Here is a 16,195-nt window from a genome sequence, read left to right on the forward strand (position 1 = left end):
AGTTTAATTGTAATCTCCCCCGTTTCTCCTCTTACTTTCTACTATAGTTTAGCCCAAGTTTACGACTTGGGGAAGTAACACCTTTTAAAAATTCCGATTCATTGATAAAACTATATGGCATCATCCTTCAACTGCGAAAAACAACCAAACGAAAAAGCCGAGTATGCGATGGTCTTCGCTTTACCCGACTGTTTCTTACTGCTCCATTAATTTTATGATATTTGCCATTTCAATCGCAGTTACGGCTGCTTCGGATCCTTTATTTCCAGCTTTCGTACCAGCCCTTTCAATTGCTTGCTCAATGGTTTCTGTTGTTAGGACACCAAATATGACTGGCTTCCCGCTTTTCACAGAAGCATTTGCAACACCTTTTGCTGCTTCATTACAAACATAATCAAAATGTGGAGTAGACCCACGAATCACTGTTCCTAAAGTAATAACCGCATCATATTTACTATTATCCGCCATTTTTCCTGCAATAAGTGGAATCTCAAATGCTCCAGGAATCCAAGCTACATCAATATTTTCCTCATTAACCCCATGTCTTTTTAATGAATCAATTGCTCCGTCTAAAAGTTTGTTTGTAATAAATTCATTAAATCGTGCCACAACGATACCAATTCTTAAATCAGTACCTACTACGTTTCCGTTCATTGTGTTTACCATTTTTCTATCCCCTTCACTTCGCCTATTTTTTTAATTATGAACAGCTATACCTTGTTTTTTTCGATAAGCAATTAAGTCTGCTACTGTTATGAAAGTTAAATCAAAATCTTTTGCCATTTTCTTTAAATCAGGCATACGTGCCATGGTACCATCATCTTTAATAATTTCACAGATTACTCCGGATGGAAAAGCTCCACTTAGTATCGCTAAATCAACAGCTGCCTCGGTATGACCAGTACGTGTTAAAACTCCACCTTCTTTAGCAATTAGTGGAAAAACATGGCCAGGCCTTTTAAAATCCCCGGCCTTCGTCATTGGTTCTGTCATTGCTTTAATCGTTAGAGCTCTCTCCTGTGCACTGATTCCTGTTGTTGTATCATTATGGTCAATAGAAACAGTAAAAGCAGTCCCTAGTGGATCCGTATTTTCTTTAACCATTCGATCTAGCCCTAATCTTTCAGCAAGGTCTGGTTGTATTGGTGTACAAACTAACCCCTTAGCATGTGTAATCATAAAATTAATAACTTCGGGTGTGATTGTTTCAGATAACGCTACTAAATCACCTTCATTTTCTCGATTTTCATCATCACTAACGATAATCGGTTTTCCTTGTTGTAAATCACGAATCGCCTCTTCGACTGTATTCATCTCCAACCCCTCCTTACATGAAGCCATTATTTTTCAGAAATTCTTGGTCTAATTTGCCCTCTTTTTTCGTGTACTCATTCCGAAGCATATTATGAACATATTTTGCGAGCATATCACATTCAATATTCACAATATCGCCCTTACCTTTTTCACCAAGGATTGTTTCCTCGACTGTATGTGGAATTAAAGAAATAATAAATACGTTTTTATCGACACCAAATAAGGTCAAGCTTGTTCCATCCACCGTTATCGAACCCTTATGAAGTAGGAATTGCGCTAATTCCTCCGGTATTTCTATATCATAATAAATTGCATTTTGGTCTTTATGTTTCTTCACAATTTCCCCTATACCATCTATGTGTCCTGAAACAAAATGTCCACCAAATCTACCATTTGCTGCCATTGCACGCTCCAAATTCACTTTTGAACCTTGTTTAAGGTCTTGTAATGATGTCGCCTTTATCGTTTCCGGCATGGCATCCACTTGAAAATAATCGGATGAAAAATTTGTGACCGTTAAACAGATTCCATTTACAGAGATACTGTCACCAAGATGTACATCCTCTAAGATTTTCTTAGAACCGATTGTCATTTGCACTGCTTCTTCAGAAACATTTTGGATTTTCTTTACGGTACCAATTTCTTCGATTATTCCAGTAAACATACTAATCCTCTCTTCTCTTAAAAAAATATAAAAAAGCCTCCGATTTAAATCCATCGGAGGCTTGTTGTGTCAGAATGTAGAATTTTAGATAGTAAAGTAGAAAAGTATATACTTGTACTACAAATCAACGCTTTTATATAAAAGCGAACTGTCCAAAATTCCTTCTCCCATCCAGACTTTAACTGTCGGTTCTGGATTTTCACCAGATCAGCCGCTTGGCTAAAAAGCCGCACGGGTCACGGACTTAGAAGTATTACTTCTTCACCGTCGGTAGGGAATCTCACCCTGCCCCGAAGGAACTATTGTAATTTTTCTTTATTATACATTGTTTCGCCCAATATTTCAATAGCTTAATTTTAATTTACTTCATTTTTTGCAATTCCTCTACCATTGTATCATATTCCATTGCTCCAAAAGCTTTATGACGTATTTTCCCTTCTGAGTCAATCATAAAAGTTGTGGGAATTGGATTAATCCGATATGCGGTTGAAATAGAACCGTCCTGATCTAACCCTATTGGAAACGTTAATCCAAATTGATTCACAAATTTTTTAACGTCATTCTTATTAATTTCCGTATCTGTTAAATTCACTGCTAGTACCACTACTTCATGATTTTCATGAAATCTCTGCATATCCGGCATTTCTACCCGACAAGGCGGACACCATGTAGCCCAAAAATTTAGCATAACTGGCTTACCTTGTAAATCCGATAGCTTCATTTTTTCTCCATCCATTGTTTCGACTTCAAAATCTGGAGCTACATTTCCAATTTCAAGTCCAACATTACCTTCCTGATCTTCAGCCGCTAGGTTTCCAGCTATAAACACCACCAAAAAGGCTCCTAAAAATAATGGTATCCAACGAATTTTTTTCATGTTCATTTCCTCCAAACGATAGATATCTTTATTGTTTCACAGCAACCTATGCTTCATACCATTCCCCTGCCTCATATCAGTTAATCGAATGATTTGCTATAATAGAGATAAAGTGAACTTTCAATCTTTGAAGGGGGCTCTTTCATCCCCCACCTAAACTGATTCGTTTCCCTCCATTTTTGAGGATGTGGGGGTATTTCTGCCCTTAACCTGCGATAAAATAGTATCTATTAATAATATATTTAAAGGAGTAACTATCTATGCAACTTCCAAAAGGGAATAACAATTGCATGACAGATGTAAAAGACATTCGAGTTGGACATATTACCCTATATGAAAAAATCGATAAAGAAAATACGATATGTACCGGAGTTACAGCGATTCTGCCTCATGGAGGTAATCTATATAAAAATAAAGTTCATGCATCGAGTGCTGTTATCAATGGCTTTGGGAAGTCTACCGGACTGATTCAATTAGATGAACTTGGTCTATTAGAATCTCCCATCATGTTAACAAATACATTCAGTGTTGGTTCTGTGCAACAGGGCACGCTTCAATACATGTTAGACGAAAATAAAGATATCGGTGATAATACAAGTACAATTAACATTATTGTAGGTGAATGTAATGATGGGTATTTAAATTCTATTCGACTACCGTCCGTAAAGCCAGAGCATGCTATTCAAGCTATAAACAAAGCCACCACAAAACCGGTAGAGGAAGGAGCTGTTGGTGCTGGAAAAGGAATGGTGTGTTTTGGACATAAAGGGGGAATTGGAACATCCTCCCGAATTGTTACTGCTGGCGGAAAAACTTTCACAGTTGGTGTGCTTGTTCTAAGTAATTATGGTAGTCGTGATGATGCATTATTTGCAAATCTCGGAGATAAGAAAGTAAACACGCCGGACGGTTCAATTATGATGATTATTGCAACGGATGCCCCTCTTTATGACCGTCAGTTAAAGCGACTTGCCAAACGCACTGCAGCTGGACTTGGAAGAACTGGAAGTCATATAGCCCATGGTAGCGGTGACATAGCAATTGCGTTTTCTACCGCAAACACCTATCAACATTATAGTGATTCTCCAATAGAAACGATTGCTTATATAAGGGATAGTCATCCTCTTATGAACCAGCTTTTTAAAGGGGTAGTGGAAGCAACTGAGGAAGCAATCGTTCGGTCCTTGAAAATGGCAGAAACAACTGAAGGTAGAAACGGAAGGATTGTAGAAAAGGCTCCAATAGAATAACGTATGTTAAATAATTTAGGAGGACCTTCCACTTTTAGTCCTCCTGAATTATCATTATTTAGCCTTTTTCATAAATAACTTTGGGACATCAGCGCGAAACAACATAAACTGATTTGTTCGTGGATGGTAAAAAGATAGAATTTTTGCATGCAATCCTAGTCTTCCGATTACATTCTCTTTGGATCCATATTTTTTATCCCCAACAACCGGATGACCTAAATCCCTCATATGCACGCGGATTTGATTCTTTCTACCAGTTTCCAGCTGCATCTCTACTAATGAATAATCTTTATTTCCTTGAATTTTTTTAAAGTGTGTAATAGCTAATTGTCCATTATTTTTCAAAGAACTAGAAAACATATAATGTGTCTTCGTTTCCTTTAACCATGATTTAATGGTTCCTTTGTTCTGCTTCAACTCCCCTTCAACTAATGCCACATAAGTTCTTTCTTTTACAAGCTTCTTCCAATTATCTTGTAGCTTTCGTTTGGTCTTTTCACTTTTAGCAAACATCATCACACCAGAAGTGTCTTTATCTAACCGATGCACGATAAAAATACGATTTGCTGGGTGTTCTCTTTGAACATACTCCATTAGCTGATGATGAGCAGTTAAATTCCTCTCTTTCTCTGTAGCAATGGAAAGAAGACCTGCATCTTTATTAATAACAATAATATCCCGATCTTCGTATAAGATTGACATCCCGACCAAAACAGTTTCTTTTTTCGCCTCATTATTTTTTAGAACCGACACAGTTTGTCCAGGCTTTAAAGGATAATTATGTTTTGTTTCCATGTGTTCATCTACTGTAACCTGTCCCCTAGTCAGGATTGATTTCACCGAATTTCTACTTCGGTTGGACATAACTTTAAGTAAAAACTTTAATAGTTCGGTATTTTCATCCACTGTAAAATTTAATCTTTTGTTCTGATGAGCCATATGTATTCTCCTTGTTGTTTAATTTTAATGAAAGGTTGTTCTATAAGTTTTTTTCACAAAATCTATGGGAATCTGCAGTAGAATTAACTTTCTTCTCTGTTTATCAGGTGTAATGTACGGTAAAAACCCTCAAAAAAATGTTAAGTACAAGCTAAATCCTTCTTTCTTTAGCTTATACTTAACATTAAAATAAAACACGTAAACAAATTTAATCTTCATCTTTTACATCAATGTCTTCTGGAATTGGTTCATTTAAATATTCTTGTATCATGATACGGTATTTTTCAACTTGCTCAAAATGGGTTGTAAATTGTTCTTGATTGATAAGGTACTGCTCACCGTCATGGACTGCACGAATCCGTCCTTGGAGTACTAATGCAGATATTTTGGACTCTGGCATAGATAAATTTTCTGCAGTTTCCTGAATGGTTAAGTACATTCCCCCTCAGCACCTTTCATAAAATTTTTTTACATGAATCGGCCATCAAACCATACAGTGAAGAAATAAGCCTCACTTATTGTTCTCCTAATACATCATGGTATGCTGGTGTTTCTTCCAGTTTACGTTTGACATATGGGCATAAAGGAATAATTTTTTTACCTTCTTCCCTTGCGTAAGAAACTACTTCTTCTACTAACTTCCCTGCAATTCCTTGACCACGAAGTTCATCTGAAACATACGTATGGTCCACTACAATTTTGTCTTTTCCAGACTTGTTAAATGTTAGTTCCGCTGTAGGATCCTTAATATCGTCTCCAACGTAAAATTTTTGCTCCCCTTTGTTAATCGTAACCACGTAAATTCCTCCCATTATTATAGGTTCTATATCTTATTATACCCATGTTGTCCGATAAATTGTAGTAATTACCAACCTTTATGTTAAATTCATTTGTCAAAATTTAACAATAGTTTAATGTTCAATTGTTAAAATCATAATCAGCTGAAACAAAGGGTAACGAAAATAATCTTAAAAACTTCATTAAAAACTCGACTTTTAATCCCATTCCTGTCCATAATTGTTATTGCTGTACTTGCAGTTGGCATAACTTCTTACATACAAGCCAAAAATATGACAATGAGCACTATCAAAGATCGATTATAACGTGAAGTTGAACTCATGGGGTATATGGCTCAAAATTTGCATTTCACTTGTGTTAGAGATGAAGCCCCTATTTGATGCAACGGCTTAATATTAATATTCAATCCCAGTAAGAACAATTAGAAAAGGATGGCATAGAAGCTAAATTCTTCTATATTGTTGAGGGTGAGTATATCCCATTTACTATAAGTGAAAACCCCTCTACCCGCTATTTCCAATCGTTTAGTTCGAAAAATTCCCCATAGAGAAAGTGGCCAACTCGCTGAAAATCTTAATGATACATCTTATACGATTTCCTTTCAGCAACACTTATGTACTAATCGTACCCAATTATTCCTTTATGGGGCAAAAATGGGAACCATAACCATCCATATCAGTCTTATAGTATCTACCATTTTGATTATTTTATTTGTTAAAAATTTAACAAAACCATTAAAAATGTTAAAAATAAAATGGAAGAAGCTTCTTCCGTAAGTGGAAAGTTAGAGGGAACACACGGCATTCTAAATCATATAAAAAATGTTCTGCCAAACTTAGAAAAAGTATCAGAAGAGGTATCTTCTGTTTCCCAGGAAACACTAGCTAGCACGGAAGAAATGTTAGCGAGCATTGAACACCAGCAGCAACAACCCATACCCATAAAGTCGGGTTAAAACTATCCAATTTATCCAAATCACTATCCAATATTACCGAACAATTTCATGTAGAAAAATAATGACGAGATAGAATTACATGTGTCGAATAGATATTACTTTTAGAAGATGGACCGGATTGAACGAGTCCATCTTTCTTTTAGAGATAATGAAGCTTATTAAGAGGGAATTCCAGATATGAGATCCTGACAATTTATCGCAGGTTAAGAGGCAATACCCCCACTAATTGGAGATTCACTTTTTATCTTTAACTACTGTGCAGTAATTTCCGATAAATGATACGATAATATGTTTTCTGTTATTTCCATTGGTCGTTCTTCCGTTAGCAAATGTCCGGTTTTTTTATAGGTAATTAGCTCGGCATTAGGCAAATCATTAACAAGACGTTTCCCAACTTGAAGTGGTACTACCATATCATCTTCTCCCCAAATTAATAGGGTTGGCGTCTTAATTTTTTTAAGCTCCTCTGATGTTAAATCCCCTTCCCTATGTCGAAGTAAACGTATGAGTGATTTACAAAAATTCTTATCCTTTAATGGTCTTTCAAACTCTTTTATATGTTCTTCGGTAATATAGGAATGATCATAAAATACGTTCCTTAATCTATCCTGAACACTACTGTTTCTTACACTCCGTTTTACAACAAGATTAAATAAAGGGAAATAAGAAGAATAAACCAATAGGCGATTGGCACTTTTCAAATAACCTGAACTGCATAATAAAAATAATTGCCTTATCCTCTTAGGAATTAACCTGGCCGTATATAATGCAATTTGCCCCCCCATCGAATGACCCGCAATACAAACATTCTCAAGTTCAAAATAATCCAAACATTTCTTTACTACCATTGCATAATTCTGATAAGAGTATACAAACGATGTTGATTTCTCACTACGACCGAAACCTGGTAAATCCATAGCAACAACAGAAAAGTGCTTTTGAAGTAAAGGAATTAATTGATTGAATGTATACGTAGATGATACAAAGCCATGAATGAGCATAATAGGGGGCCTTCCATTTAGAATGTATTCACAGTATATGTTTACATCTTGTATTTTAAGGAATGTCTTCGAAAGTTCGCTTTCCATTTTCCCACCTCAACTAAAAAACATAATTTTAATATAGTATCTGCCTGATGAAAATTTAACATGTAAGATAAATGTAAGTTAACAAGAGATTTTATATAGTGGTCTGTAGAATAACCATCCCTTTAGTGTCGAAGTTTTGTTATATATTATTAGGCAAGAGCCTAAAATGTGAATAAGGGAGGAAGGCCTTTTATGATAATAAATTCACGCCTGTTTTTCATAAAAAATAAGCCCCCAAAGCAGGAATACCTTGAGAAGCTTAATGTAAGGATTATTGTACTTTCATTTTTAAATCTCCAGTGTTTGCCCAACCTTTTAATTTTAAAGCGTGATAGCAGGCAATGGAGATGGCTGCCGGAACAACTACCCCAATAACTACGTACATTGCTAAAACACCTATTCCTTGGTTTGCTAAGATGTTTAATGGCGCGATAAAGGAATTTAGACCAAGTCCAGCTAATGTATAAGGTACTTGAAAATCGAATACTATAATTGCAATTGGTGCACAAATGATTGCTGATAGAAATGGTCCAATTACTAATCGTGGATTTTTAACTAGATTGGGTACTTGAACTTTTGGTGTAATGAAAGATTGTGCTATATTTGCTCCTATATCATTTTGTCTTAATGACATTGCTGTCCATCCTGCAAATTGTGCTGTACATCCGATAAGTGCAGCTGCACTAGAAACCGGGTCAAGTTGAAGTGCTATTGCAATTGCAGCTGATGATGCTGGTGACATTAAGAATATACTCCAAACTAGTGAAATAACCATAGACCCTATGATTGGGGAGCCTGATACTGCGTCTGCTATTTGAGCACTTAGTAACTCCAACAATGGCGTTACAACTGCAGCTACTCCAACACCAAATACTCCGCCAACAAATACTGCGGCAAATGGGATGGACATCATATCCAATTTCGTTTTACCTGTCACCCGCTTACCAACCCAAATAGCAACGACAGCTGCTAAAACGGCACTAATAGGTTGTCCAGTTGTAAGGACCCATCCCCCATCTTCATTCACATTCAAGGCACCTGCACCGATTGTGGCCGCAGCCATCGCACTAAAAATAACTAACGTATTTCCACCTAATTGATAAGCAATACCGGCACCGATTGCTGGTGCTAGCATTAACTGTGTAGCCATACCGACTGTTGTAAAACCTTCCCAACCTGTAAATGTTCCTAGAGTTCCAATTAGAAGGCCAATACCTAATGTCACCAATACCGCATTTGCAAGCCCGACCGAAGCTTTATATGTTCTGTCTACTAGATACTCTTTTGTTGACTGTTTCATCTGTTTTTGCCTCCTAATCATCATATATCATTTCATTTTTATAAAGTGAACCTTCAATCAGTAGTTTCTCCCCAACCTAAAAGAATTCGTTTTTCCTCCATTTTAGAGGTGGGGTATTACTGCCCTTAACCTGACGATTAATTCATATAAATAAAAAGCCCTCCGCGTTTGGATGGGCGCTTAGCTTCTATTGATTGAGCGCCGCTTTGTTTTTTATATAACGCAAAGTGGACTCAAACATTTTTCCATTTTAATGGATGTGTTTCAGTCCCTACTACATAAGTTAATAATAATGTCGTTAATTATAGTTTGTCCCACATAGCTCATGATGCGTTCCCCTCTCTGTTTTATAAATTGGTATTATATTATTACATTTTTTTGAAAGTGTCAATAATTATTTTTTTCTGAAATATTGCAAGCGCTTGCGAATACAGATAATTATTGCATATCCTCTATTCCTTTCTATATATCACTAATTTGGCAATCATTTTTGTTATTATGTGTAGGTACAACATCATTCACCTGATTGATTACACGGTAAAAGGGAATATTACAGCTATAATCAATAGAAAATTACAGCGTCTTTTTAGCATTCAAAAAAAAGAGGAAATTTGGAGGCAAGATTATGATATATACAGTAACACTGAACCCATCCATCGATTATGTGGTTCAAGTATCAAAAATGCAACTTGGCAAACTAAACAAGATGGATTCGGATTTAAAATTACCAGGTGGAAAGGGAATTAATGTTTCCCGCATTCTACGTGAATTAAATACGGAAACAATAGCGCTTGGATTTTTAGGTGGGTTTACTGGAACATTCATTTCCAATTGGCTTGAGCGTGAAGGTGTGAAATCAGAGTTTATCCCTATTTCTGATGATACAAGAATCAACATTAAACTGAAATCAGATTTTGAAACAGAAATCAATGGTCATGGTCCTGAGATAACGGAAACGGAAGCAAAAAATTTGGTGAGTCAGCTTGATTCTATAACAGAACAAGATACCATTATTCTGTCAGGAAGCAAGCCCCCATCCTTACCAAGGGATTTTTATCAAATCATAGTGGAAAAAGTGACTCAAAAAAAGGCTTCCTTTGTGATTGATACGACAGGTCAAGATTTATTGGTATCTCTTCCATTTCAACCATTATTGGTTAAACCAAACTTAGAAGAATTGGCTGAATTGTTTAATGTATCTATACAAAACAAAGAAGAAGTTATTCCATATGGTAAAAAGCTTCTAGAACAAGGTGCCAAGCATGTTATCGTTTCGATGGCTGGAGAAGGGGCATTACTCTTTACGAAGGATGGCATATATCAAGGGATTAATCCTAACGGGAATGTAAAAAATTCCGTAGGTGCTGGTGATTCCATGATTGCCGGATTCATCGGTAACTACAGCAAGACAAAAGATGCAGTTTCCGCGTTTAAAATGGGAATTGCATCTGGAAGTGCCACTGCATTTTCCAACGATCTAGCAACCAAAAAAGATATTGATAAGATTCTCAATCAAGTGGAAGTACACCATTATAATCAGAGTTGATTTTACAAACAAAGTGAAACCTCACTGTGAAGCGGCCAGACAGATAATCACGTGATAAAGGATGATAAACATGAAAATTACCGATTTATTAAGAAAGGACATTATGATTCTCGATATGCAGGCAACGAAAAAAGAAGTTGCAATCGATGAAATGGTTTCAAAATTAGATAAGCATGGTGTCATTACGGATATAGCAGAATTCAAGGATGCCATTTTAAAACGAGAGGCCCAAACGTCCACAGGTCTTGGCGATGGGATTGCCATGCCTCACGCCAAAAATAAAGCAGTAAAAGAGCCAGCGGTCCTCTTTGCGAAAAGCCAAAAAGGGGTAGAGTATGAATCCCTTGATGGACAACCAGCTTACCTTTTTTTCATGATTGCTGTGCCTGAAGGTGGAAATAACACCCATTTGGAAACTTTAGCAGCCCTGTCTAGACAATTAATTGATAAGGATTTTGTTGACCAGCTTAAAGAGGTCGAATCTCCTGAAGAAGTTTATGAACTATTTGCGGTGGAACAAGAAGAAGTGGCTCGAGAAGATTCGGAAGATGAAAAAGAACAAGGGTCTAAACCTTTTGTCGTGGCTATCACTGCTTGTCCAACAGGGATTGCCCATACGTATATGGCAGAAGATGCCCTAAAGAAAAAGGCAAAGGAAATGAATGTTGACATCCGAGTGGAAACACAAGGTTCAGAAGGTGCAAAGCACGCTTTAACAGAGGACGAAATTAGTCGTGCAGATGCTGTTATTGTCGCAGCTAGTAAAAAAGTAGATATGGATCGTTTCCATGGCAAACCAATCATCCAACGTCCAGTCAGTGATGGAATTAATAAGTCTGAGGAATTAATAACAAAGGCTGTTAATAAGGACGCACCAATTTTCCAAAGTGTGGGCAGCGAGAAAAAAGCTGACGATATGGAGGATAAATCCAATTCAGTATGGGGGAGAATTTATAAGGATTTAATGAATGGTATATCCCACATGTTACCATTTGTTGTCGGTGGTGGTATCCTACTTGCTATTTCCTTCTTATTTGAAAGTATCTTAGGAAGTGAAAGCACAGCATTTACTTTCTTAAACGAGTTAGGCGGAAATGCTTTTAATTTTCTCATTCCTATTTTTGCCGGTTTCATTGCCTTAAGTATTGCGGACCGCCCAGGACTAATGCCGGGTATGGTTGGTGGCCTCATTGCCGTCAATAGTAATGCAGGATTTCTTGGTGGGCTTGTTGCTGGTTTCCTAGCAGGATATGTCGTCATTTTCTTAAAGGAAACATTTCGCGGCTTGCCAAAAACGTTAGAAGGTTTAAAGCCAATTTTACTCTATCCGGTTTTCGGTCTATTTTTAACAGGTATTTTAATGTATTTTATATTTGGACCTATATTTGCAACCATTAACACTGCTATGGTCCAATTCTTACAAAACCTTGGAACAGGGAATGCCGTCATTTTAGGGGCTATTCTTGGTGGAATGATGGCCATTGATATGGGTGGTCCATTTAATAAAGCAGCTTACGCATTTTCTATTGGAATCTTCACAGACACTGGTGATGGTAGCTTAATGGCTGCTGTTATGGCTGGAGGTATGGTTCCACCACTTGCGATTGCACTGGCTACTACTTTATTTAAGCATAAATTCTCAGAAAACGAACGTAAATCTGGACTCACTAACTATGTGATGGGGCTATCGTTTATCACAGAGGGGGCAATCCCGTTTGCAGCGGCTGATCCATTACGTGTTATAGGTTCCTCCATTCTCGGGGCAGCTATTGCCGGTGGTTTAACCCAGCTTTGGAGTAGTGAAATACCGGCACCACACGGAGGTATCTTTGTTATTCCTTTAGCAGAAAATGCGTTGCTTTTCTTGCTATCCTTAGCTATTGGATCGGTCATTGCAGCCATTATACTTGGTATATGGAGAAAAAAGGTGGAAGAATACTAAATGCGAGGAAACATCGGTTAACAATGTACGGACTGCGTCTGTTCATGGAGATGGTACCAAATAAAAAGACAGTATATGGAATTAGTATCTCTAGAGGATGATTATAGGAATCAAGAACACAATAAGGATTGAGCACTAAAACAAGGAGTTCGATTCCATATGAACATTGATTTGACATCAATCTCTAAGGAGATGCCAGATTTTCACAGCCATGAAGAAGCAAAACAATGGTTCAAGGAAAAACTTCATGACGATTTTTTAATAAGAAGCACTGAGACAGTAAATGGGAAGAAAATCCACTTCTATCATATTATTAAACAGCCTGAATTATATAAGCGATATATGGAAAGCTTTGCAAAGCCTGTAAAACATGAAATTACCAATATGGAAACATTCGAAAGCTACTCAACCGTTCAAATTAGTGAAGACGGCGAAGTAAAAATTTTTATATAAAGGGATAGAGGTTGGGGTGTCCCAACCTCTACCTTTTTAAATCATCTTTTAAAAACGTGCATTCATGGTCGTTACCGCTACAGAAATATACTACGCTTTCCAATGCACTTAATAAAAAGCCTCAAAATAAGTGAGTAGGCCTTTATAAACTTGGAGCCTCAACAGCGGAATCTTTCACATTTTGCGGAACTTCGAGGGATTCAATGGTATTGATGTTTTGATAGATGGTTTTTACTACTTGTTTGATATTCATTTCTTCTCCATCTTGAGATATAGTCATATCCATATCCATGTTGTAAGCAGACATTTGATACGTATCTTTATGAATAATCATCTCAATCAATAACTCATTTATTTTCATGTTTTTCAAGACATCCGCTACTTCTTCACCTAATTGAGCCATTATATCTTCTGGCATAACTTCTTTCACAAACTTATCAGAGAATTCTTTTATTCCATCTCCATCAGCAGATAGCTTTAGAATATATTCATCTTCCGTCTCTTCAACTGATAATTCTTCCACATATTCCTTCATCATATCTAACTGTTCTGAAACATCCATTTGTTGACTGTTTACCATATCCATTGGAATCATAGAATCATCTATTTTCATCCATTGATTTGACATGGATTCGAACATATACATTTCATTATCTACTAAGTATAGTTCTTGTTCCATTTCCATTGGGGTCTCCGCCATTTCCCCCAAACTAATAGAAACATTCCCTTTTTGATGCATTGCAAGTGGATCAACAATCATAGAACCTTCCATGTTACTAGTCATTTCAACAGATTCTGCCTCATTCGGAAGCTGCATTTGCTGTTTCATGTCAATTATTACTTCTGCGCTTTCCATTTCTTCTGCAGCTGTTATTGCTTTAGAATAAATTTTTTCAGCATTTTCCGTTCCACTACATGCAGTAAGACCAGTTATTAAAGTGACGAGTAACACTGTTATAATCCATTTCTTCATGTATATCCCCCTATTTTGTTAATACCCATAATACGTGTGGAGAAGAAGAAAGTTTCACTTTTTGTCTTTAGCGAAAAAATCATTTGTGAATAAATGAACAAGTAACTCCATTTATAAAAGCTCTTGAAGTAGAGCTTTCACATGTTTTTATGGAGTATTTCCATTTCCCGACTAACAAATGAAGTGCCCATTTCTTTTAAACAAGAAACAGTAATCCCTCTTTTATTTGCTTCATCTTCTATTAGTTTTATCTCTTTATTCATTAACTCTATATGGATTCCTTTATCAATATTATTCTGTATATAGCAATAGAATGCGCCTAATAATTCGTCCGGTAGTTTTTCGTATAATGACTTTCTTTCCATTGCCTTTCCCCCTCTTTGCGATAGTATTGATTTATGAATAATCGGGTCAGTAACTCTAGTACCCTTTTCTTGAAATAACCAAACCTTTAAAATGGACAGTTTATTATTAGTACGCATTTTTGTAGTATTTATAAAAGAGAGGAAATTCAAATTCAAATTTTTCCCTACAATTTGCTCTTCAACGTATTGAAAAATACAGTAATTTTTTAAATGTTGAAACTTAAGTTTTCTTCCATAAAATTAAGTTGTCATATTCCAGCTCTTCAGTAGTAAGTGAATCGCATTTTCTAGCTTTTCCTCGGGGATGCCCGCAAATCCAAGTATAATCATAGGATCACTTTCTATCCGTTTTTCTAACGAATAAGAGGATAATGGATATATTTGGATATGTTTTTCCTTTGCCTTTTGAATTAGTTCTTCTTCATTCATACCATTTTTCACAACCAACACGATATGAAGACCAGACTGATCCCCTATCACCTCAATCTGCTTTTTGTATGGCCTAAGGAATTCTAACGTTTTATCAAGCTTTCTTCGGTAAATTTTTCTCATACGATTTAAATGGCGCTCGAAATCGCCCTTTCTCATGAATTCCGTTAAAATATGTTGATCCAATCGAGATACAGAACATTGGTAAAAGGATAGCACTTGTTTATACCGTTCAAGCAAAGGTTTAGGTAGCACCATATAGCTAATTCGAAGAGATGGTATTAAGGATTTTGAAAAGGAACCAAGATAAATTACCTTACCGGCATGGTCCATACTTTGTAAAGAAGGAATAGCTTTTCCCGTATAACGAAACTCACTATCATAATCATCTTCAATGATATAACGATTGGAATCTTCTCTTGCCCATTTGAGCAGTTGATTTCTTCGGTTGACAGAAAGAACCGAACCATATGGAAAGTGATGAGAAGGTGTCACATATACTACATTGATAGGTGTATTTTCTACCTGCTTAGTCAATAAACCCTCCTCATCTACTCCTATAGGATAGACACTATTAGGATAATTTTTCAATATGCGAGAAATCATATGGTATCCAGGATCCTCGACCCCATATATCATATCCTTTTGAAATAACAGTATTAATTGCTGTAATAAAATTTCACTACCCGCACCAATTACAATCTCTTCTTCGCTGCATTGTACCCCTCTTGCATGATATAAGTAATTAGCAATTTCCTGCCGCAGTTCTAATTCCCCTTGCATATCACCTAATAAAAGCAAGGAATGTTTTTCTTTGCTAATCATGTCTCTAGCGTATTTACGCCACTTTGCAAACGGGAAATTTTCCGTATCAATCCAACTCGGATGAAAGTGGTATGTCATTTTCTCTTTGGATTGCTTTGGTAATCTGTTAGAAACATGCTGAGTTTCTACATATTCAAGATCTTCATAGGCTAAAACGAAATACCCTTTTCGAGAAATTCCTTCCACATAACCTTCTGCTAATAGCTGTTCATACGCTGTTTCCACCGTATTCTGGCTAATTTTTAAAAACTCAGACAACTTACGTTTAGAAGGTAATTTTTCACCATGTTTAATACGGCCATCAATAATTTCATTTTTTATAAAATTATACAACTGTTCATATAAAGGTATATTACTAGAACGCTCTAAATGACAGGATAGCATTTCCATAATCTGTCGCCTCCATTTCATCTGACCCTATAGTTTTATTGAAAACTGACACTTTTAATAGTACCACATTTATTTTTATAATAAAGT

At 36.4% G+C, this 16,195-nt stretch carries 16 protein-coding genes, 1 pseudogene and 1 riboswitch; of the genes and pseudogenes, 5 read left to right on the forward strand and 12 right to left on the reverse strand.

Annotated features, from left to right (window positions below; all coding sequences use genetic code 11):
- Positions 1–195: 195 nt before the first annotated feature.
- The 4 genes and pseudogenes from ribH to CAO17_RS13330 all read right to left on the reverse strand — a co-directional run bounded on the left by ribH (position 196) and on the right by CAO17_RS13330 (position 2,855).
- Positions 196–666 (reverse strand): 6,7-dimethyl-8-ribityllumazine synthase, encoded by a 471-nt coding sequence (gene ribH, locus CAO17_RS13315; protein ID WP_085993197.1) that lies wholly within the window; start codon positions 664–666, stop codon positions 196–198.
- A 51-nt stretch (positions 667–717) separates the two neighbouring features.
- Positions 718–1,314: pseudogene (gene ribB, locus CAO17_RS13320) on the reverse strand (3,4-dihydroxy-2-butanone-4-phosphate synthase); the annotation flags it as partial.
- 13 nt (positions 1,315–1,327) lie between these two features.
- Positions 1,328–1,978 (reverse strand): riboflavin synthase, encoded by a 651-nt coding sequence (gene ribE, locus CAO17_RS13325; RefSeq protein WP_085993199.1) that lies wholly within the window; start codon positions 1,976–1,978, stop codon positions 1,328–1,330.
- A gap of 155 nt (positions 1,979–2,133) precedes the next feature.
- Positions 2,134–2,280: riboswitch (FMN riboswitch) on the reverse strand.
- Positions 2,281–2,339: 59 nt separating this feature from the next.
- A complete protein-coding gene (locus tag CAO17_RS13330) occupies positions 2,340–2,855 on the reverse strand; it encodes a TlpA family protein disulfide reductase (protein WP_085993200.1) in 516 nt (171 codons plus the stop codon).
- Positions 2,856–3,115: 260 nt separating this feature from the next.
- Between CAO17_RS13330 and CAO17_RS13335 the strand changes: the two genes are divergently transcribed.
- On the forward strand, positions 3,116–4,105 hold the full coding sequence (locus CAO17_RS13335) for a DmpA family aminopeptidase (RefSeq protein ID WP_085993201.1): 990 nt from the start codon (positions 3,116–3,118) through the stop codon (positions 4,103–4,105).
- A gap of 54 nt (positions 4,106–4,159) precedes the next feature.
- Here the strand turns inward: CAO17_RS13335 and CAO17_RS13340 are convergent, their stop codons facing one another.
- The 3 genes from CAO17_RS13340 to CAO17_RS13350 form a co-directional block, all read right to left on the reverse strand.
- Positions 4,160–5,044, reverse strand: a complete 885-nt coding sequence (locus CAO17_RS13340) for an RluA family pseudouridine synthase (protein WP_085993202.1) — start codon at positions 5,042–5,044, stop codon at positions 4,160–4,162.
- Positions 5,045–5,252: 208 nt separating this feature from the next.
- Complete coding sequence (locus tag CAO17_RS13345; RefSeq protein ID WP_085993203.1) at positions 5,253–5,483, reverse strand: excisionase family DNA-binding protein; 231 nt, start codon at positions 5,481–5,483, stop codon at positions 5,253–5,255.
- A gap of 76 nt (positions 5,484–5,559) precedes the next feature.
- Positions 5,560–5,841 (reverse strand): GNAT family N-acetyltransferase, encoded by a 282-nt coding sequence (locus tag CAO17_RS13350; protein WP_085993204.1) that lies wholly within the window; start codon positions 5,839–5,841, stop codon positions 5,560–5,562.
- A gap of 755 nt (positions 5,842–6,596) precedes the next feature.
- Between CAO17_RS13350 and CAO17_RS13355 the strand changes: the two genes are divergently transcribed.
- A complete protein-coding gene (locus CAO17_RS13355; protein ID WP_085993205.1) occupies positions 6,597–6,797 on the forward strand; it encodes a hypothetical protein in 201 nt (66 codons plus the stop codon).
- Positions 6,798–7,048: 251 nt separating this feature from the next.
- On the opposite strand, the gene CAO17_RS13360 is transcribed toward CAO17_RS13355, so the two are convergent.
- Positions 7,049–7,798, reverse strand: coding sequence for an alpha/beta fold hydrolase (locus CAO17_RS13360; RefSeq protein WP_245831847.1), 750 nt, complete (start codon positions 7,796–7,798; stop codon positions 7,049–7,051).
- Positions 7,799–8,156: 358 nt separating this feature from the next.
- Positions 8,157–9,185: a PTS sugar transporter subunit IIC gene (locus tag CAO17_RS13365; protein ID WP_085993207.1), complete on the reverse strand. Its 1,029-nt coding sequence runs from the start codon at positions 9,183–9,185 to the stop codon at positions 8,157–8,159.
- Positions 9,186–9,810: 625 nt separating this feature from the next.
- Here CAO17_RS13365 and pfkB point away from each other — a divergent pair.
- The 3 genes from pfkB to CAO17_RS13380 all read left to right on the forward strand — a co-directional run bounded on the left by pfkB (position 9,811) and on the right by CAO17_RS13380 (position 13,126).
- Positions 9,811–10,731: a 1-phosphofructokinase gene (gene pfkB / locus CAO17_RS13370; protein WP_085993208.1), complete on the forward strand. Its 921-nt coding sequence runs from the start codon at positions 9,811–9,813 to the stop codon at positions 10,729–10,731.
- Between the two features lie 70 nt (positions 10,732–10,801).
- Positions 10,802–12,673, forward strand: a complete 1,872-nt coding sequence (locus tag CAO17_RS13375) for a PTS fructose transporter subunit IIABC (RefSeq protein ID WP_085993209.1) — start codon at positions 10,802–10,804, stop codon at positions 12,671–12,673.
- Between the two features lie 159 nt (positions 12,674–12,832).
- Positions 12,833–13,126 carry a hypothetical protein gene (locus CAO17_RS13380; protein WP_085993210.1) on the forward strand — a complete coding sequence of 98 codons (294 nt, stop codon included), beginning with the start codon at positions 12,833–12,835 and terminating at the stop codon, positions 13,124–13,126.
- A 142-nt stretch (positions 13,127–13,268) separates the two neighbouring features.
- On the opposite strand, the gene CAO17_RS13385 is transcribed toward CAO17_RS13380, so the two are convergent.
- The 3 genes from CAO17_RS13385 to pdxR all read right to left on the reverse strand — a co-directional run bounded on the left by CAO17_RS13385 (position 13,269) and on the right by pdxR (position 16,108).
- The gene (locus tag CAO17_RS13385) at positions 13,269–14,099 is read right to left on the reverse strand and encodes a DUF6612 family protein (protein WP_085993211.1); all 831 of its coding nucleotides are present in this window, start codon (positions 14,097–14,099) and stop codon (positions 13,269–13,271) included.
- 137 nt (positions 14,100–14,236) lie between these two features.
- On the reverse strand, positions 14,237–14,464 hold the full coding sequence (locus tag CAO17_RS13390; protein ID WP_085993212.1) for a hypothetical protein: 228 nt from the start codon (positions 14,462–14,464) through the stop codon (positions 14,237–14,239).
- Between the two features lie 240 nt (positions 14,465–14,704).
- On the reverse strand, positions 14,705–16,108 hold the full coding sequence (pdxR, locus tag CAO17_RS13395; protein WP_085993213.1) for a MocR-like pyridoxine biosynthesis transcription factor PdxR: 1,404 nt from the start codon (positions 16,106–16,108) through the stop codon (positions 14,705–14,707).
- Positions 16,109–16,195: the final 87 nt, after the last annotated feature.

It is taken from the genome of Oceanobacillus senegalensis, assembly GCF_900176885.1.
Classification (GTDB): Bacteria; Bacillota; Bacilli; order Bacillales; family Amphibacillaceae; genus Oceanobacillus; species Oceanobacillus senegalensis.